We start from the raw sequence: 18,820 nt of genomic DNA, 5'->3' as shown, positions 1-18,820 counted from the left end.
CGAGATTGATCCGGGGGTGAGCCCCGGGGAACGGGACGGGGGAGCACCATGGGGCGGAGCGCCAACGGAAGCGGCGGCGGGCTGATCGGACAGCTGCGGCGGCCACCGGGCGGACCGGACGCCCGCACGATGCTGCTCGCCCAGTTCGTCGACCGCACCGGCACCGGCGTCTGGGCCGCCGCCTCCGTCCTGTACTTCACCTTCGTCCGCGGACTCGACGCCGGCCGGCTCGGCCTCCTGCTCGGCGTCGCCGCCGTCGCCGGGATCGCCGGCTCGCCGCTGGCCGGGCGGGCGGCCGAGCGCTTCACCGTCCGCGGCCTCCTGACCGCGTGCCACCTGCTGCGCCTCGGGACGATGGCCCTGCTGCTCGTCGTCGACCAGTACGTCCTGATGCTGCTCCTCGTCGCGCTCACCTGCCTCGGCGAGCGCGGCGCCAAAACGCTGGAGATGCTCTTCGCGACCCGGGTCGCGGGCGAGCGGCGCGGCGAGTACCAGGCACTCTTCCGCAGCGTCGCCAACGCGGGCTACGCACTCGGCGCGGGCATCGCGGCGGCCGGGCTCGCGGTGGGCACGGTGACCGCCTACCGCGCGCTGATCCTGGCCAACGCGCTCTCCTTCGTCCTGGCCGCGGCCCTCGTCCGGCGGACGGGCGAACCGGCCGGGCACGGGCTCGTGGTGACGCGGAGCACCGCGCCGAGCAGGCCCGAGCCGGCCGCCGGCAGCCCCTGGCGGGACCGCGGCTACCTGCTCTTCGTCCTCCTCGACATGCCGCTCAACCTCGACGACTCCGTGCTCAACGTCGGCCTCCCGCTCTGGCTCGTCCACCACACCACCGCGCCGCACGCCCTCGTGCCCGCCTTCCTGGTGCTCAACACCGTGCTCGTGGTGGTGCTCCAACTGCGCGTCTCCGCCTGGGCGCAGGGGCCGAGCGGGGCGGTCAAGTCGCTGGCCTGGTACGGCGTGACGCTGCTCGCGAGCTGCCTGCTGCTGGCGGCCTCGACCGGGCGCGGGGCGTGGGCGGCCTCGGCGGCGCTGCTCGCGGCCGGGGCGCTGGTGACGTTCGCCGAACTGCTGCGCTCGGTCAGCTCCTGGGAGTTGGCGGTGAGCCTGGCCCCGCCGCAGGCGCGGGCGTCCTACCTGGGCGTCGCCGGGATGTCCCAGTCGGTGCAGAAGTCGGCCGGCCCGCTGCTGCTGACCGGCGTGGTGATGACGGCCGGCCCGGTCGGCTGGATCGGGCTCGGCGCGGTGGTGACGGCCCTGGGCGCGGTCCAGCGCCGATCGGCCGCCCGCCGGCTGGCCGCCCTGGCGCGGCCCGAGGAGTCCGAGGCGCGCCAGGACGGTCGGCAGGTGGCCCGCGAGGTTCAGCGGACGACGTCGATGTAGCTCATCATCCCGTTGTCCTCGTGCGCCGCGATGTGGCAGTGGAACATCCAACGGCCCGGGTAGTCCTCGAAGGCGACGCGGATCACGACCCGGCCCGGGACGCCGTCGACCGCGTGCGGCACCGGGACGGTGTCCTGGCGGTGGGTGTAGGGCTGGGCGGCGCCGTCGACGGGCAGGACCTGGAACGCGGTGGTGTGCAGGTGGAACGGGTGGTCCTCGCCGGAGTGGTTGACGATCGTCCACTCCTCGACGGTGCCGAGCCGGGCGGGCGTGTCGAAGACGGAACGGTCCATCGCGAACTGCTGGCCGTCGATGTAGAAGGTGTTGCCGTCGGCGCTCTCGGACAGGTCGAGGGTGCGCCGCCGGGCGACGGGCGCGGTGGCGAGGTCGGCCGGGGCGGTCGGCAGGGCGCCGGTCGGCTCCGGCAGCCGGTGGGCCGGGCGGCCGGTGACGGCGACCGTGGCCAGCGGCACGTCCGGATAGGCGTCGCCCTGCGGGCCGTTGCTGTAGGCGGCGGTGCGCAGGACGGTCCGGCCGGGGGTGCCGCTCGCGGTGACGAGGACGTCGTAGCGCTTGCCCGGGGGCAGCAGCAACTCGTCGGCGGTGGTGATCGCGGCGACGGGCGTGCCGTCCTCGCCGACGACGGTGAAGCGGCGGCCGTCCAGCCGGAGCCGGTAGAAGATGTCGGCCCCGGCGTTGACCAGCCGCCACAGCTGGGTCTCGTCCGGCCGCATCGGGAGCACCGGCCGGAGGCGGCCGTTGACGAGCCGTACGGTCGGGTTGCCGGACTGGAGGGGGTCCGCCGCGGTGCCCTGGAGGATGTGCCCGCCCGCGTCGAGCTGGGCGTCCTTGAGGACGACGGTGTGCGCCGTGACGTCGCGGAGGCCCGCCGGCAGCAGCGTGCGGTCGTCCCCGACGATCAGGGCGCCGGACAGGCCCGCGAAGATCTGGTTCTCCACGTCGCCCGGCGTGAACCCCGCGTCGTGGCCCGCCATGCCGTCGGCCATGGGGCACGACGTGCCCATCGCGTGGCTGTGGTACCAGAACGTGCCCTGCGCGTGGTCGGCCGGGATCTCCAGCCGGTACGTGGTGGACCCGCCCGGCGCCACGCACAGGAACGGGTCGTCGGACTGCCCCTCCGGGGACACGTGCAGGCCGTGGAAGTGCAGGTTGGTCGCGACCGGGAGGTGGTTGACCAGGTGGACGGTGACGGTCGATCCGGGCGCCACCCGCACGGTGGGCGCCACGAACGAGCCGGTGTAGGAGGCGCCGTAGACCTCGCGCCCGGAGACGTCGAAGCGGCTGCGCGCCGCGTCGAGCGTCAGGGTGAGGTCGGGGCTCGCGCTGCCGGTGGCGTCCACGGTGGCCGGGTCCTGGAACGGCATGCCTGCCCGCATGCCCTTCTCCTGCTCGGCGGTCGAGGGCGGCGGCGGTGGGGCCGCCGCCGGCGAGACGGCCACCGCGTCGGCGCCGACGGCGGCCGTGAGCAGCACCGCCACGGCGGTCACGGCGTGGATGAGGCGTCTGGTGCGCCGTATTCGCCGCCGCTGGGCGTGCGCGTCCGCTCCGATGTCACGGGACATCAGGGTTCTCCGTATTCACTTGGGTGAGGGTTGGGTGGTGCGGGCGCCAGGATTCAGCAACCGGCATGCGCCCGACAAGACTTACCCCCGAATTTCCTCGTCGCCGTCCGCCAGGGCGGCGGCCTTGCGGAGGAGGACGGCGCGTTCGCGCGCGTTGGCGCAGAGGCGGACGGCCAGGTCGAGCTCGGCGCGGGCCTCGGGGGTACGGCCGAGGCGGGAGAGGAGCTCGGCGCGGACGGTCGGCAGCAGGTGGGAGCCCGCGAGCCGGCCGGTCGCGGCGAGGTCGTCGACGAGGTCCAGCGCCGGCTGCGGGCCGCTCGCCATCGCCACCGCGACGGCCCGGTTGAGCTCGACGACGGGCGAGGGCGCGACCCGGCCGAGCGCCTCGTAGAGGAGCACGACGCGCTCCCAGTCCGTCTCCGCGACGGAGGGCGCCAGGGCGTGGCACGCGGCGATGGCGGCCTGGAGGCCGTACGGGCCGAGGCCGCGCCCGGCCGCCGCGGCGCGGTCGAGGGCGGCCCGGCCGCGGCGGATCGCCGAGCGGTCCCACCGGCGCCGGTCCTGGTCCTCCAGGAGCACCGGCTCGCCGTCGGGCCCGGTCCGGGCCGGGAACCGGGCCGCCGTGAGCTCGAACAGGGCCAGCAGGCCGTGCACTTCGGGCTCACGGGGCAGCAGGGCGGCCAGCATCCGGGCCAGCCGGACCGCCTCGCGGGCGAGGTCGGTGCGCAGCAGGTCGTCGCCGCTGGTGGCGGTCGAGCCCTCGGTGAAGATCACGTACAGGACGCTGAGGACCGCGCCGAGCCGGGTGCGGCGCTCGTCGGCCGGCGGCAGCTCGAACGGCACGCCGGCGGCGCCGATCGTCTTCTTGGCGCGGGTGATCCGGGCCTGGACGGTCGGCACGGGCACGAGGAACGCGCGGGCGATCTCCTCGCTGGACAGGCCCGCCACCACGCGCAGCGTGAGGGCCACCCGCGCCTCGGCGGAGAGCACGGGGTGGCAGGCGATGAACATGAGCGCGAGCACGTCGTCGTCGACGCGGTCCGGGTCCCACGGCAACTCGTCGGTGCGCTCCGGCGGTTGGAGGGCGCCGGTGGCCGCCTCGCCCTCGGCGAGGCGGCCCGCGAGCCGGGCGTAGCGCTCGTCCCGGGCGGAGCGGCGCCGGAAGCCGTCGATGGCGCGCCGCCGTGCGGTGGCGAGCAGCCAGCCGACCGGGTTGGCCGGAGCGCCGTCGCGCGCCCAGGAGACGAGCGCCTCCGCGAGCGCCTCCTGGGCGACGTCCTCGGCGAGTTCGAAGTCCCCGGTGTAGCGGGTGAGCGCGCCGACGATCCGGGCGGACTCGATCCGCCAGACCGCCTCGACGGCCCGCCGGGCGGATTCGCCGCCCGGCGGGCCGTCGGCGGGAGCCGGCTCCGTCACAGCTGGCCGGTCCGCTCGCGCCACGCCCGCTCCTTGACGATCCACTCGTTGTCCTGCGGGAACTCGTCGATCGCCGGGACGCGCCGGATCTCGCACTTCGACCCGGGGATGGCGGGCATCCGCTTCGCCCACTCGACCGCCTCCTCCTTCGAGGCGACGTCGATGAGGTAGAAGCCGCCGAACAGTTCCTTCGTCTCACCGTAGGGGCCGTCGGTGACGACGGGGGTCTCGCCGCTGTAGTCGACCACGACGCCCTGGCCCGGGTCGTCGAGGCCCTCGGCGGCGACGAGCACGCCCGCCTTGATCAGCTCCTCGTTGAAGCGGCCGACGGTTTCGAGCATCTCCTCGAAGGGGGTCTCCATCATCTTGGTCATCGACTCGTCGGTGCCGCGCATGATCAGCATGTACTTGGCCATCGTCGTTCTCCTCGGTGTCGGGGGGTCGTCCGTCGACCCTCTCTACCTCAGGTCGAACGGCGGCGTGGCGGATCGACACAAGGAGGGAAAACTTTTTGGGACCTGTTCCCGGCCGGTTCTCAGTGGCCCGCCGCCGGGCGGGGCCAGCTGTGGTGGTGCTGGTCGATCACGTAGTGGTGGACGTGCTGCCAGCCGCCCTTGGTGGCCGGGCGGGCGTCGGTGAGGTGGGGGTGGCCGGGCGGGAGGTCGGTGTGGAGGTGGCCGAGGGTGTCGGGGTCGCGGGCCGGCCACAGGGCGGCGGCACCGGCTGCGGCGGCCAGGGCGACGGCCCCGAGCACGACGGCCGTGACCGGGAGTCCGGCGCCCGCCGCGAGCCAGCCGGCCAGCGGGTAGGTGAGCAGCCAGCAGCCGTGCGAGAGCGAGAACTGGGCGGCGAACGCGGCGGGGAGGTCCCCGTCGGCGGACGAGCGGCGGATGAGCCGGCCGCCCGGCGTGAGGACGGCCGAGCTGCCCGCGCCGATCAGGGCCCAGGCCGCGAGCAGCGCGGCCCACGCCCACGCGCCGGGCCCGGCGGCCGTGATCGCCGTGACGGCGGCGAGCACGGCGGGCAGCGCGAACGCGGCGGTGAGCATCACCGGCCGGTCGCCGGTCCGGGCGAGCAGCCGGGGCAGCAGCAGGGCGGCCAGCATCGAGCCCGCGCCGTACGCGCCGAGGGCGAGCGAGACGGCGCCGGCCGGGCGGTGGAAGTGCTCGCGGACCACGACGACGGTGTTGACGAACACGATCGCGCCCGCCGCCGCGACGGCGAGGTCGAGCGCGAGCAGGGCGCGCAGCCGCGGGGTGGCCCAGAAGAGGCGGGAGCCGAACGCGGCCCTGGCGTAGGCGCCGCCGGTGCGCTCGACCGGGGCGGGCTTCGGCAGGACGGCGGAGACGACGAGGGCGGCGGAGGCGAGGAAGCCCGCGGTGGTGCCGGCGAACAGCCAGTTGTACGGGACGACGGTGAGCAGGAGGGCGGCGAGCGCCGGGCTGAACAGGGACTCCAGGTCGTAGGCGAGCCGGGACATCGACAGCGCCTGCGTGAAGTCGCGTTCGGCGGGCAGGAGGTCGGGGATGGTGGCCTGGAAGGTGGGAGTGAAGGCCGCGGAGGCCGCCTGGAGCAGGAAGATCAGCAGGTAGACCTCCCACACCTGGGTGACGAACGGCAGGGTGAGCGCCACTCCGGCCCGGGTGAGGTCCATGCCCGCCATGAGGGCCCGCCGGGGTATCCGCCCGGCGATCGCGCCGGCCAGCGGGGCGATCGTGACGTAGGCGACCATCTTGATCGCGAGCGCGGTGCCGAGCACCGCCGAGGCGTCGGCGCCCGCGAGGTCGTACGCGAGCAGGGAGAGCGCGACGGTGGCCAGGCCGGTGCCGACGAGCGCGACGACCTGCGCGGTGAACAGGTGGCGGTAGGCGCGGTTGCGCAGCACGGAGAGCATGCGGGCCGTCCCGGTGGTCAGGGGGCGGTGGGGGACGTGCCCATGATAGTCAATGCGTGCGTACCTGTGCACACGTTGGTGGGACGTGGGCCCGGATGGGGCCCGCGGGGGCGTCAGTCGTGCGGCGGCAGGTGCCGGATCTGGTGGTCGGCGACGTTCATCGCCTCGTCGACGAGGCGCCGCAGGTGGCCGTGGCGCAGCGAGTAGACGACCCGGCGGCCGTCGCGGCGGGTGGTGACGAGGCCGGAGAGCCGGAGCTTGGCCAGGTGCTGGCTGACGGAGGGGCGCGCGGCGCCGGTGGCCTCGGTCAGCGTGGTGACGTCGGCCTCCCCCTCGCCGAGCCGCTCCAGGAGCGCGAGGCGGGTGCGGTCGGCCAGGAGCCCGAGGATGGTGGCGGCGACGTCGAGCCGCTCCTCGGCGCGTTGGTGCGAGTGGTGTGCATCTGCCAGCTCGGTGCCACTGCTCATCGGGCCATCGTAGGCCGTCCGGCCGCCGTGGGAGTGCTCGGGTGCGCACTCATGGTGAGTTGCCGGGAAGTCCGGCGGAGTGGCGGCCGCTCGTATACCGTGCTGGGGTATATGATCCCGGACCGTTCCGGTAGGAAACCGGGGAGCCCGGGGGAAGGCCGACCACCACATGCACGCGATCCTGCACGCCCTGTCCATCACCGGTTCGATGACCTGGGAGATCACCTGGGCCCTGGTGCTGGGCTTCCTGCTGTCCGCCGTCGTCCAGGCCGTCGTGCGCAAGGCGACGATCGTCCGGCTGCTGGGGGACGACCGGCCGCGCACGCTGGCCGTCGCGTCCCTGCTGGGGGCGGCGTCCTCGTCGTGCTCGTACGCGGCGGTCGCGCTGGCCCGGTCGCTGTTCCGCAAGGGGGCGGACTTCACGGCGGCGATGGCCTTCGAGATCGCCTCGACCAACCTCGTCGTCGAACTCGGCGTGATCCTGGCCCTGTTGCTGGGCTGGCAGTTCACGGCGGCCGAGTTCGTGGGCGGCCCGGTGATGATCCTGCTGCTCGCGCTGCTGTTCCGGCTGTTCCTGCGGGACCGCCTGCTGCGCGAGGCGCGCGAGCAGGCGGAGCACGGTCGCGCCGGCTCGATGGAGGGGCACGCGGCGATGGACATGTCCGTCCGGGGCGAGGGGTCGTTCGCGAAGCGGCTGCTCTCGCGCGAGGGCGTCACGTCCGTGTCGCACGTGTTCGTGATGGAGTGGGCGGCCATCCTCAAGGACCTCGTGATCGGCCTGCTGGTCGCCGGGGCGATCGCCGCGTGGGTGCCGGACGGCTTCTGGCAGGCGTTCTTCTTCGCCGACCACCCGCTCGCGAGCAAGCTGTGGGGGCCGCTGGTCGGCCCGCTGGTGGCGGTCGCGTCGTTCGTCTGCTCGATCGGGAACGTGCCGCTCGCGGTGGTGCTGTGGAAGGGCGGGATCAGCTTCGGCGGGGTGGTCGCGTTCATCTTCGCGGACCTGCTGATCCTGCCGATCCTCAACATCTACCGGAAGTACTACGGCGGCCGGATGGCGCTGTTCCTGTTCGGCACCTTCTACGCGACGATGGCGGTCGCCGGGTACGTGGTCGAATTCGCCTTCGGCGGGCTCGGGCTGGTGCCGGACCAGCGGACGGCGGAGATCCCGATGGCGGGCGTCGAGTGGAACTACACGACGTGGCTGAACATCGCCTTCCTGCTGCTGGCGGCGGTCCTGGTGGTCCGCTTCTTCCGGACGGGCGGGACGGCGATGCTCCGCATGATGGGCGGCTCGCCGGACGGCGGGCACGCGCAGGACGAGCACGGCGCCCACGGTGGCGGCCACGACGGTCACGGCCAGCACGGTGGTGGCCACGACGGTCACGGCCAGCACGGCGACGGCCGGCACGGCGGCGGCCACGGGCACCACTGACTCGGCGCGCCGAGCCGCGCCGACTCTGCCACGCTGAGGAGGGCAGCTACCTCGACCGAGGAGGCCCGCACCCATGTCAGCGCAGAAACCGGGGCCGGCCGAACGACGGGCCCGCGCCGCCGCGATCCGGGCCGAGGAGGCCCGCCGGGAGCGGCGACACCGATGGCTGGTGGGCGGGGTCGTCGGGGTGCTCTCGCTCGCCGTGATCGGCGGGATCGCCGGCGTGATCGCGACGAACCAGAGCTCGACCTCCCCCTCCGGCGTGCCGGCGCACCCGCGCACGACCGCGGAGGGCCGCACCACCCCGCCGCCCTGGGACGCGCCCGCCGACGTCGAGGCGGCGGTGAAGGCGGCCGGGCTGCCGATGCTCGGCGCCGAGGGCACCGCCCTGCACATCCACGCCCACCTCGACGTCTACGCCGACGGGCAGCCGGTGACCGTCCCGGCGCTGGTCGGCATCGACGAGGCCGCGCAGAAGCTCAGCCCGCTGCACACCCACGACACCACCGGCGTCGTGCACATCGAGTCGCCGGTGACCGCCGACTTCAGCCTCGGCCAGTTCCTGACCGAGTGGCAGGTCTCCGCCTCCGCCGACCACCTCGGCGGGCTGCGCACCGACGCCACCCACACGCTCACCGCGTACGTGGACGGCAAGGCGGTGTCCGGCGACCCGGCGGCGATCGTGCTGCACGCGCACGACGAGATCGCCCTGGTCTACGGCACGGCCGCGGAGAACGCCGCGGTCACCGTGCCGAGCAGCTACAACTGGCCGAGCGGGCTCTGAAGCGCGCCGTCGGCGGGGCCGCCCGGCACGAGGGGCGCGATGACGCGCTGGGTCGGGTTGGTGCTGTCGTTGTCGTCGTCCGAGGTCACCGTGGTGGTGATCGAGCTCGTCGCCCAGGAGACCACGCCGAGGACGATGAAGACGACGAGCAGGCCGCGCCCGCCGCCGCCGAGCACGAGCGGGCGGGTCGCCGACACCGGGCCGTCCGGCTCGCTGCCCGCCTCCTCGCCGAACAGGCGCTTGGGGTAGGCGGAGGTGAGCATCACGAAGTAGGCGGTGGCCCGCATCCGGTAGCGCACGATCGCGGCCGTGGCCTCGAACAGCGGCTGCGGCATCCGGCCGAGGATCAGCACGACGAGCCAGAGGACGAAGGACACCATCCACCACCCCGCGTACACCAGGCCCTGCACGATCGCGGCCGGGATGACGAGGACGACGCGGAACAGCACGGCCAGCCGGTTCAGCTCCCCGGGCCGCAGCTCGACCTGCACCAGGTGCTCGGGCGTCCGGAACCGGAACGGCGGGTAGCGGTCGTGCATGAGCATCAGGTAGGCGGTGACCCGGGTGTCGTACGGGACGAACGCGGTCAGGTAGTCCGCCGCGAAGCCGGGCAGGCGGCCGAGCACCAGCGCGCCGAACCAGCCGATGACGGTGACGAAGAACGCCACCACCGACAGCACCCACACCACCACGAACTGGGGGATCAGCAGCAGCAGCCGCAGCAGGACCGTCCACCGGTTCTGCGCCCCCGGCCCCGGCATGTCCAGCACCGGGAGCCACTCACGGCTGACGGGGGCGGGGGGAGCCTGCCACATCCGGGCCTCCACGGTCTCGGGACGACGGGCCCGGCGGTCGGGCGCGGCCGGGTGCCTTCCGAAGATCGCAGCAGTCCGTCCGGCCCGCGCGCGGAGCTGGGCCGGACGGCTGACGCCGCCTAAGCCGTGAGGTACGCCGGGTCGTGGGCGCAGATGATCCGGACGTCGGCGGAGCGGGTGCGCTGGAGGGCGCGCAGGCGGTCGAGGTTGTGGAGACGGGCGGGGTTGTCGACGGCCAGGAGACGCTGGAAGGCGGTGAGCCCGGCCGGGCGGCGCGGGGAGCCGGGGGCGATGTCGGCGTGGTTGAAGTAGGCGTCCCCGGCGTGGAGCAGCCAGCGGTCGCCGGTGCGGACGGCGACGCCGCTGTGGCCGCGGGTGTGGCCGGCGAGGGGGACGAGCAGGACGTCGGTGCCGGCCTTCGGGAGGACCGGGATCGCGCCGAAGCCGTACCAGTCCTCGGTGGCGGCGTCCGGCCGGTGCTCGACCCAGCGCGGGCCGTGCGCCCACTGGGCCGGGCGGTAGCGGTCGCGCTCGTTGAACGTGGCGCCGGCGCGGGCGGCGCGGAGTTCGTCGGCGAGCACGTGGACGTCGGCGTGCGGGAAGTCGCCGAGGCCGCCCGCGTGGTCGACGTCGAGGTGGGTGAGCACGACGGCGCGGACGTCGCGCGGGTCGTACCCGAGGGCGCGGACCTGGTGCAGGGCCGTGCGGGCAGGGGAGAGCCGGGGGCGGACGGTGGCGAGGAAGCGGCGCCCGAGGCGCTCCTTCGGGCGGGCCACGTCGTCGGTGCCGAAGCCGGTGTCGACGAGGACCAGCCCGTCGGCGCCCTCGATCAGCAGGCAGTGCGCCGAGAGCAGGCCGAGCAGCCGCCCGCCGCCGCCCATCAGCGCGCGGCCGCCGAGCGGGCACATCGTGCCGCAGTCCAGGTGGTGAACGGTCATGTCGCCTCCAGGGGTTGGGGGGCTTCGGGGGTGCGGGACAGCAGCCGGTCGAGGCCGGCGGCCAGCTGGACGTCCCCGTGCGCGGTGTACAGCTCGCCGGCGGTGCGCCGGTGTTCGGCGGCCTCGGCGGAGCGGCCCAGGGAGTCCAGGAACTCGCCGAAGTGCCGGTGCGCCAGGGCGTGCAGGCGCACGTTGCCGGAGGAGCGGCACAGGTGCAGCGCCTCGCGCCAGGTGAGCTCGGCGGAGTGCGGGTCGTCGAGCGCGTGCAGGGCGAAGGCCTCGTTGACCATCGCCCACACGTAGGCGTTGGCGGTCGGCTGTGCGGCGAGCAGGTCGCGGGTCTCGCGGGCGAGGTCGAGCGCGGCGGCCGGGGCGCCGAGGACGACCTTGAGGGCGGCGGCGTTGCTGAGCACGGTGGCGGCGTGCTCGCGCAGGCCGGTGCGCCGGACGAGGGCGAGGGCGGCGTCGGAGAGGCGGTCGGCGCCGGCCTGGTCGCCGGTGAGGGCGGTCATCGAGGCGCGCACGGACAGGGCGTGGATGTGCAGGTCGCCGTCCTCCGGGGTGGTGCGCTCGACGGCCCGCCCGGCGAGGGGCAGCGCCTCGGCGACGCGCCCGGTGGAGCCGAGGGCGCAGGCCGTCGCGGCCTCCATCGCGGCGAGGCCCTCGCGGTCGCCGCTCGCTCGCGCCGCGTCCAGTCCGACGCGCAGGCAGGCGAGGCGGTCGTGGACGCGCCCGGCGCCGTAGTAGAGGGTGGCGGTCGCCCGGGCCAGTCGCCAGGCGCGGTCGTGCTCGCCGCGGTCGGCGGCGGCCGTGACGAGTGCGCGCAGCACCGGTTCCTCGGCGTGGCACCAGGCGAGGGTGGCCTGCGGGTCGGTGAGCCGGGGGAGGGCGAGGTGCCCGGTGCCCGGGGGCCGGAACGGCTCGTGGTACGGGTTCAGGCGGCGGATGGCCGTGCCGGTGGCGAGCAGTTCGTAGTCGACGAGGCGGCGGAACGCGTCCTGCCGGCCGGCGGCGGGGAGGTCCGCGAACAGCTCGGCGCCGTACAGGCGGACGAGGTCGTGGCGGGCGAAGCGGCCGGGGGTGGTCTCGGTCAGCAGGTGGTGGGCGGCGAGGGAACCGAGTGCGAGCCGGGCCGCGTCGGTGTCGGCGGCGAGCAGCGCGGCGGCCGCGTGGACGTCGACCTCGGTGCCGGGGTGGGGGGTCAGGAGGGGCAGGAGATTTCGTGCGTGCGACGGCAAATGGCGATACGTCAGGCTGAGTGCCGAGTGGACGCCGAGGGTGCCGTCCGGAGTGGCGAGGGTCGACAGGCGGGTGCGTTCGTCCGCCAACTCGGCTACCAGATCGGCCAGTTGCCAGCCGGGGCGGGCCGCGAGCCGGGCGGCCGCGATCCGCAGGGCGAGGGGGAGCCGGTCGCACAGCTCGACCAGGTGGCGGGCCGCGTCCGGCTCGGCCGCCACGCGCTCGGCGGTGAGGCGGAGTTGGAGCAGGCGGTGGGCGTCGCCGTCGGGCAGCACGTCGACCTGGAGCAGCGCGGCGCCGTCGGCGACGACCAGCTCCTCCAGGCTGTTGCGGCTGGTGACGACGGCGACGCCGTCCGGCCCCGCGGGCAGCAGGTCGGCGACGTCGTCGGCGCTGCGGGCGTTGTCCAGCACGACCAGCAGCCGCCGCCCGCGGGTCCGTTCGCGGAACAGCGCGGCGCGCGCGGGGCGGTCCTCGGGGATCGCCGGTTCGGGCACGCCGAGCGCGCGCAGGAAGCGGCCGAGGGCGTGCGCCGGGTCGGCCGGTCCGGCCGGGTCGAAGCCGCGCAGGTCGGCGAAGAGCCGGCCGTCCGGGAAACCGGGGGCGGCGCGGTGGGCCCAGCGGACCACCGTCGCCGTCTTGCCGACCCCGGCCGGGCCGACCACCACGGCCAGTCCGTCCCCGGTGCGGTCCGGGCCGCACTGGGCGTCGAGCCAGCGGTCCTCCGCCTCGCGGCCGACGAACCCGCGCGGAGGGGCGGGGAGTTGGTCGGGTGCCGCCGATGGTGCCGCCGATGGCGCGGGCGTCGGTGGCACGGCGGGCTCCTCTTCGGGCTCCTCGTCGGCGAGCACGTCGGAGAGGGCCTGCTGGAGCTCGCGGCCCGGGCAGACGCCGAGCTCCTCCGCCAGGCGCGCGCGGGACCGGTGGTAGGCCTCCAGCGCGGCGGCGGTCCGGCCGCTCCGGTGCAGGCAGCGGACCAGCAGGGCGGCGACGGGCTCGCTCAGCCCGTCCGCCGCGACGGCCTGCTCCAGCGCCGGGACAGCCGCGAAACCGCGCCCGAGGTGGAGCTGGCGCTGCGCCCAGGCGGTGAGGAGCTCAGTGTGGGCCGCGTCCAGCCGGCGGGCCAGGGCCGCGGCGGGCGCGGTGGCGGGGAGGTCGGCGAGGGCCGCGCCCTGCCAGAGGCGGAGGGCCCGTTCGAGGAGCGCGGCGGCCGTCGCGTCGTCGGCCGTCGCGGCGGCCCGTGCGCCCAGCGCCTCGGCGGCCAGGGCGTCGACGGCGGCCGGATCGCCGGTGAGGCGGTAGCCGGGGGAACGGGTCGTCAGCTCGAACGGGGAGCCGGGCCCGGCGAGCAGTTTGCGCAGCGCGGCGACGTGACCCTGCAGGGCGGCCTTGGGGTGCGCGGGCGGCTCGTCGTCCCAGAGCAGCCCGGCGAGGCGCTCCACGGGGACCGTGCGGTTCAGCTCCAGGGCCAGCAGGGCGAGCACCGCCCGCCGCTGGGCACCCCCGACCGCCGTGGGGGCGCCGGTGCCGCGCGTGAGCTCCACCGGGCCGAGCAGCCGTATCCCCATGCGTTCCGTCCCGCCGTCATGCCGTTGGTCCGACCGCAGCTTACCCGCGGGTAGCCACGTCGGAGCCGGCCCGTTGAACGCCCCCGCCCGTCGGTCCCGTTCACGGAGAGGGGCGCGCACTCGGTCGCCCCGGAAACACGGGGAGGACGTGGATGCAGTCCCGACGCGACCAGGTGCAGGCCCACCTGTTCGTGGTGAGCAGACTCGCCTCCGGCATGCTGCGCGCCGAGCCCGACGCCGCCGACACCCCGACCGGACGCACCACCCGGGGCGCGGTGACCGGGCTCGCGCTGGGCGTGCTGATCGGCCTCGGCGCGGCCGTCTACGGGGTGATGGTGCCCGGCGGCGACACGGCCTGGGCCAAGCCCGGCACGCTGGTGATGGTCAAGGAGACCGGCGCCCGCTACCTCTACGTCGGCGGGCAGCTGCACCCGGTGCTCAACGACACCAGCGCGAAGCTCGTGGCCGGCGAGCAGATGGCGGTCGAGGAGGTGAGCCGCGCCTCGCTCGCGGACACCCCGCGCGGCGCGCCGGTCGGCATCGCGGGCGCGCCGGACGGGCTGCCGCCGGCCGCCGACCTGGCGGGCGGCACCTGGCTGGTGTGTGCCACCGTCCAGCCGGGGGCCGCCGGGGCCGCGCCCGTGCCGAAGCTGGGCGTGCAGCTGGACCCGGCGAGGGAGGGCAAGGCGCTCGCCCCCGGCCAGGGCCTGCTGGTGACGACCCCGGACGGCGCCGTCCACCTGCTCTGGCAGGGCCAGCGCCTGCGCGTCGACACGGCGAACAAGGCCATTCAGGCGCTGGGTTACTCGGGCACGACGCCGTTCCCCGTACCGGCCGGGCTGCTCAACGCGCTGCCCGCAGGCCCCGACCTCGCCGCGCCCGCCGTCCCCGGACGCGGCGACCCGGGCCCGGCGCTGGCCGGCGCCCCGACCCGGGTCGGCCGGCTCTTCGAAACCCCCGGCGGCGTGCGCTACCTGCTCCAGCGGGAGGGGTTGGTGCCGCTGACCGGTACGCAGTTCGCCCTCCTGATGGGTGATCCGCGCACCCAGAACGACGCGTACGGCGGGACGGCCCCGGCACCCGCGCGGATCGGCGCCGCCGACCTCGCCGCGCACACGGCGCCCGGCGCCGGCGCCCCGACACCGGGCCTGCCCGAGTCCCCGCCGACGCTCGTCACTCCGCTGCGGGACGAGGGCGTGTGCGCGGACCTGCACGTGGGCACGGGTGCGCCGGTCGGCTCGGTGACGGTCCTGAGCGCGGCGGACGCCGGAGCGGGCCGGGCGCCGGTGTCGCCACCGGGCTGTGCGGTCACCGACCTGGTCGCCGTCCGCCCGGGCCGCGGCGCGCTCGTGCGGGCGCTCTCCGGCGCGGGCACGGGCAGCACCGAGTACCTGGTGACCGAGGCGGGCGTGCGCTACCCGCTGCCGTCCGCCGCCGCCGTCAAACAGCTCGGCTACGCCGGCGCCACCCCGGTGGCCGTGCCGTCGGGCGTCCTGGGACTGCTGCCGACGGGCCCGAGCCTGGATCCGTCCGGCCTCGGCGGCGACGCCGCGACGAGCGCGCCGGCGGGCCGGGGGAGTTCGCCCACCTGCGGCTGAACCCGCCCGCGAACAGCCTCCGTTGACGAGGTAGACCGACGAACGAAAGGAGCTCCGATGACCACCCCCGCACCCGGCGGCCTGCTCAATGTGGAGCAGCAGGCGATCCAGAACGCGCTGCAGAGCCTCGAAGGCCAGATCTCGCAGATGATCAGCTCCGGCCAGACGGTCGAGCGGATCAACATGGAGATCGCCGCCAACTACGTCTCCGTGGCCAGCAAGACCTTCCAGGACAAGGTCGGCGACTGGGTCGTGAACTACAAGCGGGTCATGCAGGCCTTCGACAAGCTCACCCAGGACCTGGGCAGCGCCCGCTCGATCCTCACCAAGGCCGAAGAGGACGCCCACGTCCAGGGCGGCAACTGGGGCGCCTCGGACGGCGTCTTCCACGCCCTCGGCGGCAAGAGCTGACGCTCCGTCATAACCCTTACGCAACCCACGAACACGAGGAGGAGACGCCATGAGCGGCCCCACCGACATCATGCTCAGGCACGAGTCGATCGACGCGGCCTTCCAGGACCTGCTCAGCGCGGCCCACACCATGCAGAGCGGCCTGGAGGAACTGATCGGCCGGCTCCAGGGCATGGAGGCGAACGCCGGCCAGTACAAGCAGGCGTTCAGCGAGTTCCTGAACATCGCGAGGAGCAGCTCCAGCGCCATGCACGACGACATGCGCGACGGCGCCCGGGCCCTCGACGAGATGAACCAGGCCATGAAGTACGCCGACCGGGCCGCCGCCGCGGGCTTCTGAGCGGAGCACGGGCATGGCCAAGGAGCTCCGGCTCAACGACCAGACGATCGCCGACCTCACGGCGAAGGTGGACCTCTGGCGGCAGTGGCTCACCGGAGACGCCACGCCGCCCGGGATGCCGGCACCGACGGACGGTCACAAGAACCTCGTCCTGCAGGTGGAGGCGTTCGCCGGCGGCGCCGACACCCCGGGGGACAAGCACTACCCGGACACCTACACCAAGCTGCTGGGTGCGCTCGGGCTCGGCCCGTCGACCGAGATGCAGAGCAGGTTCAAGACCTTCGCGGGCGGTGTGAAGGCCGAACTGGACGTGCTGGTGAAGTCCCTGGACGACATCACGCTGGGGCTGGCGATCGCCAAGATGAAGTTCAAGGAGGGTGAGGACCACGCGCTGACCGCGGCGGAGATGTTCGAGATCCTCAGCAGCCCGTCCACGCCCCCGCCGCCGGGACCCTCGGGGGCCCCGCCGGCACCGTAGTGACGCCGCCGCCGGCGCCGGGCCGGCGGCGGCACATACCCGGGTCGGGACGGATCCCCTCCGAACCCCGGCCCCTTCCGTAAGCAGCATCGCAGGAGCGTGAGTCGATTGGGCGCAACCGGAACCGGCGGGGGCGGCGACAGCAGCCCGAACTACCCGTGGGAGACGGCCCTGAAGGCCTTCGGGATCACCGACTACCCGTCCCGGGACGACGTGGCCAACCCGGCGGTGTCCGGGGACTGGCTGATGAGCGGCGCCTACTGCTCGACGACGGCCATCAGCACGAGCAACATGGACGTCGTGGCCGTCCTCCACCCGCTGAAGAAGTCGAAGACCGACAACACGCCGAGCTGGTACGTCGGCTTCAACGGCAACTGGAACGGCAACGGCGACAACCCCGGCTGGAACTCCGGGGCCAACAAGTGGGCCCACTTCACGAGCGCGTGGACCGACGTGATGTGGGGGCTGTACGCCGGTGGCGACAACAGCGCCACCAGCGTGCCCAGCCTGAAGTCGGGCAGGTACCTGATCGACCACCTCTCGGCCCTGCTGGCCGAGGTCAAGAGCGACGTGCACAAGGTGGCCGACACCCTGGACGTCGAGGGGAGCGACTTCCAGGGCTCCGCCGCCGGCGAGCTGAAGTCCTACCTGACGAGTTTCGAGCAGGCCGTGAGCGTCCTCCAGCTGGAGATCACGCTGCAGGGGAACCCGTCCGACGCGCTGGGGACCGCCGCCGACGGCCTGAAGGCCGCGTACAAGGCGCTCCTGGACGCCCGGCAGGCCTGGCTGACGGACCGGGGGGCCTACCAGGCCTTCAACACCCAGGCGTCCCCGGTGCCCTGCCTGCGGTACGCGCTCAACCAGCTGATCCTGCCCGCACACGCGGACACCTCCAAGAAGACGGTCATCTCGAACGGGATGGACGTCAAGTCGGACGAGTTCCGCAACGCCGTGGAGGCCCTGGCGAAGAAGGTCTGGCGGGACAACGTCGTCAAGTACCTCGACGCCGACGCCAGCACCGCGATGGGGAACCTCGGGCTGCAGTTCACCGCCGTCAGCACGAAGCTGAACACCAGGTTCAGGGTCGAGACCCCGACCGGGACGGCCATCGCGCCGCCGGCTCCCCCCGGTCCGGGCGGTGACGGCGGGGGCAAGGACGGGGGCAAGGGCGGTGGCGGCGACCTCGGCCTCGGCGGCGGCGGTGGTGGTGGCAACGGTGACCTCGGCCTCGGCGGCAGCGGCGGCAAGGGCGACCTCGGCCTCGGCGGCAAGGGCGGCAAGGGCGGAGGTTCGCACGGCATCAACGGCGGCGGACCGCCCCCGCCGAAGGACGGCGGGCCGCTGACCCTCGACCCCGGCGGCACCGGCGGCATGCGCGTCCCGCTGCTCGACAAGGACGGGAACAAGCTGGTCGGCAAGGACGGCCAGCCGCTGACCGTCCCGCCCGGCTCGACCATCGACGGCCAGGGCCGGGTGATCGGGCCCGACCACAAGCCGGTGCTCGGACCGGACGGCCGGCCCCTGGTCGTTCCGCCGGGCACCACGCTGGGCAAGCCGGCGCCGGTCGTCCCCGGGGGCGGGTACTTCACGGTGCCGCCGGGCTCGAAGGTGGACGGGAACGGCATGGTGATCGGCCCGGACGGCAAGCCGCTGCGGGACGCCCGGGGCAATCCGGTCTACGCCGGCAAGAAGGGCACGATCGACAAGGACGGCCGGCTCCTCGACGCCAACGGCAAGCCCGTCACCACCAACGACCAGCTCTTCGCCGACGAGGAGCACGCCCTCAACGAGCTGACCACCCTCGACCCGACCACCGGCGGCAGCGGCGGGTTCGACCTCGGGTCGCTGCGCGGCGGGAACCGGTGGACCGACCCCGGCTCCTTCGACCTCGGCGACGGTTCGCCGGGCTCGCTGGGTTCGCCGGGTTCGTCGGGCGGCCTCCGCCTGCCGGGCCCGGAGGTGGGCGCCCCCAGGCCGGAGACCGGGTCCGGGGAGCCGCTGTCCGTCACCGGCGGGTTCTACGGGGGCAAGGCGCTGACCGACGGCGGCCTCGTCAACTCGCCCGAGGACGCCGCGACCCTGGCGGCCGCCAAGAAGGCCGCCGCCGAGCAGGCCCTGACCGAGAAGCCCGGCCCGAAGGGCCCGAACCCGGCCCAGGAGGAGGCGCAGCTCCAGGGCCGCAACACCGCCACCACCGGCGGCGGCATGCCGCCCATGATGCCGCCCGGCGGCATGGGGGCGGGGGCCGGCGCCCAGGAGAACAAGGAGCGGCAGCGCACCACCTGGCTGGCCGAGGACGAAGAGGTGTGGGGCACCGACGCGGGCGCCGTCAGCGGCGTCATCGGCCGCTGACGGCACCCGGGTTGAACGCGGGCCGCCGCCCGTCCCGTTGTCCGGAATGACAACCCCGAAAGCCGGCGCGCGCCGGGCTCCCTCCCCCGTGGGCCCGGTGCGCGTCCTTGTCCGAGAGGAGC

Annotated in this window: 16 protein-coding genes; 8 read left to right on the top strand and 8 right to left on the bottom strand. The window is 74.7% G+C overall.

All coding sequences use genetic code 11. The features are described 5' to 3' along the window. Positions 1-48: 48 nt before the first annotated feature. The gene (locus tag ACFVSN_RS04465) at positions 49-1,383 is read left to right on the top strand and encodes an MFS transporter (RefSeq protein ID WP_387602083.1); all 1,335 of its coding nucleotides are present in this window, start codon (positions 49-51) and stop codon (positions 1,381-1,383) included. Here ACFVSN_RS04465 and ACFVSN_RS04460 read toward each other — a convergent pair. From ACFVSN_RS04460 to ACFVSN_RS04440, 5 genes are all read right to left on the bottom strand, one after another. Continuing rightward, complete coding sequence (locus ACFVSN_RS04460) at positions 1,362-2,966, bottom strand: multicopper oxidase family protein (RefSeq protein WP_387602086.1); 1,605 nt, start codon at positions 2,964-2,966, stop codon at positions 1,362-1,364. The genes ACFVSN_RS04465 and ACFVSN_RS04460 overlap by 22 nt on opposite strands. An 81-nt stretch (positions 2,967-3,047) precedes the next feature. After that, positions 3,048-4,406 (bottom strand): RNA polymerase sigma factor, encoded by a 1,359-nt coding sequence (locus ACFVSN_RS04455; protein WP_387953690.1) that lies wholly within the window; start codon positions 4,404-4,406, stop codon positions 3,048-3,050. Next, positions 4,379-4,798 (bottom strand): YciI family protein, encoded by a 420-nt coding sequence (locus ACFVSN_RS04450; RefSeq protein WP_380441801.1) that lies wholly within the window; start codon positions 4,796-4,798, stop codon positions 4,379-4,381. Before ACFVSN_RS04450 ends, ACFVSN_RS04455 begins: the two co-directional genes overlap by 28 nt. A 119-nt stretch (positions 4,799-4,917) precedes the next feature. Beyond that, positions 4,918-6,276 (bottom strand): MFS transporter, encoded by a 1,359-nt coding sequence (locus ACFVSN_RS04445; RefSeq protein ID WP_387600032.1) that lies wholly within the window; start codon positions 6,274-6,276, stop codon positions 4,918-4,920. A 113-nt stretch (positions 6,277-6,389) separates the two neighbouring features. Further along, entirely contained in the window at positions 6,390-6,743 is a 354-nt protein-coding gene (locus tag ACFVSN_RS04440; RefSeq protein ID WP_380441796.1) for an ArsR/SmtB family transcription factor, read from the bottom strand. A gap of 169 nt (positions 6,744-6,912) precedes the next feature. Here ACFVSN_RS04440 and ACFVSN_RS04435 point away from each other — a divergent pair, with 169 nt between their 5' ends. Together ACFVSN_RS04435 and ACFVSN_RS04430 are read left to right on the top strand one after the other, a co-directional pair. Further along, positions 6,913-8,175: a permease gene (locus ACFVSN_RS04435; protein ID WP_387600036.1), complete on the top strand. Its 1,263-nt coding sequence runs from the start codon at positions 6,913-6,915 to the stop codon at positions 8,173-8,175. A gap of 73 nt (positions 8,176-8,248) precedes the next feature. Continuing rightward, a complete protein-coding gene (locus tag ACFVSN_RS04430; protein WP_380441792.1) occupies positions 8,249-8,959 on the top strand; it encodes a hypothetical protein in 711 nt (236 codons plus the stop codon). On the opposite strand, the gene ACFVSN_RS04425 is transcribed toward ACFVSN_RS04430, so the two are convergent. The 3 genes from ACFVSN_RS04425 to ACFVSN_RS04415 all read right to left on the bottom strand — a co-directional run bounded on the left by ACFVSN_RS04425 (position 8,935) and on the right by ACFVSN_RS04415 (position 13,519). Then, complete coding sequence (locus tag ACFVSN_RS04425; protein WP_387600039.1) at positions 8,935-9,774, bottom strand: DUF4389 domain-containing protein; 840 nt, start codon at positions 9,772-9,774, stop codon at positions 8,935-8,937. The genes ACFVSN_RS04430 and ACFVSN_RS04425 overlap by 25 nt on opposite strands. A 119-nt stretch (positions 9,775-9,893) precedes the next feature. Beyond that, on the bottom strand, positions 9,894-10,712 hold the full coding sequence (locus ACFVSN_RS04420; RefSeq protein WP_380509962.1) for an MBL fold metallo-hydrolase: 819 nt from the start codon (positions 10,710-10,712) through the stop codon (positions 9,894-9,896). Further along, positions 10,709-13,519 carry a BTAD domain-containing putative transcriptional regulator gene (locus tag ACFVSN_RS04415; RefSeq protein ID WP_387600042.1) on the bottom strand — a complete coding sequence of 937 codons (2,811 nt, stop codon included), beginning with the start codon at positions 13,517-13,519 and terminating at the stop codon, positions 10,709-10,711. Before ACFVSN_RS04415 ends, ACFVSN_RS04420 begins: the two co-directional genes overlap by 4 nt. 152 nt (positions 13,520-13,671) lie before the next feature. Between ACFVSN_RS04415 and eccB the strand changes: the two genes are divergently transcribed. The 5 genes from eccB (at position 13,672) to ACFVSN_RS04390 (ending at position 18,698) form a co-directional block, all read left to right on the top strand. Further along, positions 13,672-15,117, top strand: coding sequence for a type VII secretion protein EccB (eccB, locus tag ACFVSN_RS04410; protein WP_380509968.1), 1,446 nt, complete (start codon positions 13,672-13,674; stop codon positions 15,115-15,117). Between the two features lie 57 nt (positions 15,118-15,174). After that, positions 15,175-15,528 (top strand): hypothetical protein, encoded by a 354-nt coding sequence (locus tag ACFVSN_RS04405; RefSeq protein ID WP_380441782.1) that lies wholly within the window; start codon positions 15,175-15,177, stop codon positions 15,526-15,528. Between the two features lie 49 nt (positions 15,529-15,577). Continuing rightward, positions 15,578-15,868 (top strand): hypothetical protein, encoded by a 291-nt coding sequence (locus ACFVSN_RS04400; RefSeq protein ID WP_380441780.1) that lies wholly within the window; start codon positions 15,578-15,580, stop codon positions 15,866-15,868. A 13-nt stretch (positions 15,869-15,881) separates the two neighbouring features. Continuing rightward, a complete protein-coding gene (locus ACFVSN_RS04395) occupies positions 15,882-16,346 on the top strand; it encodes a hypothetical protein (protein WP_380441778.1) in 465 nt (154 codons plus the stop codon). Positions 16,347-16,454: 108 nt separating this feature from the next. Beyond that, positions 16,455-18,698 carry a hypothetical protein gene (locus ACFVSN_RS04390; RefSeq protein WP_387600047.1) on the top strand — a complete coding sequence of 748 codons (2,244 nt, stop codon included), beginning with the start codon at positions 16,455-16,457 and terminating at the stop codon, positions 18,696-18,698. Positions 18,699-18,820 lie beyond the last annotated feature (122 nt).

Origin of the sequence: Kitasatospora sp. NPDC057904 (assembly GCF_042887925.1) — a bacterium.
In the GTDB taxonomy this organism is placed as follows: Bacteria; Actinomycetota; Actinomycetes; order Streptomycetales; family Streptomycetaceae; genus Kitasatospora.
Note: the sequence above shows the minus strand (reverse complement) of the source record. Positions and strands in the feature narration are given on the sequence as shown.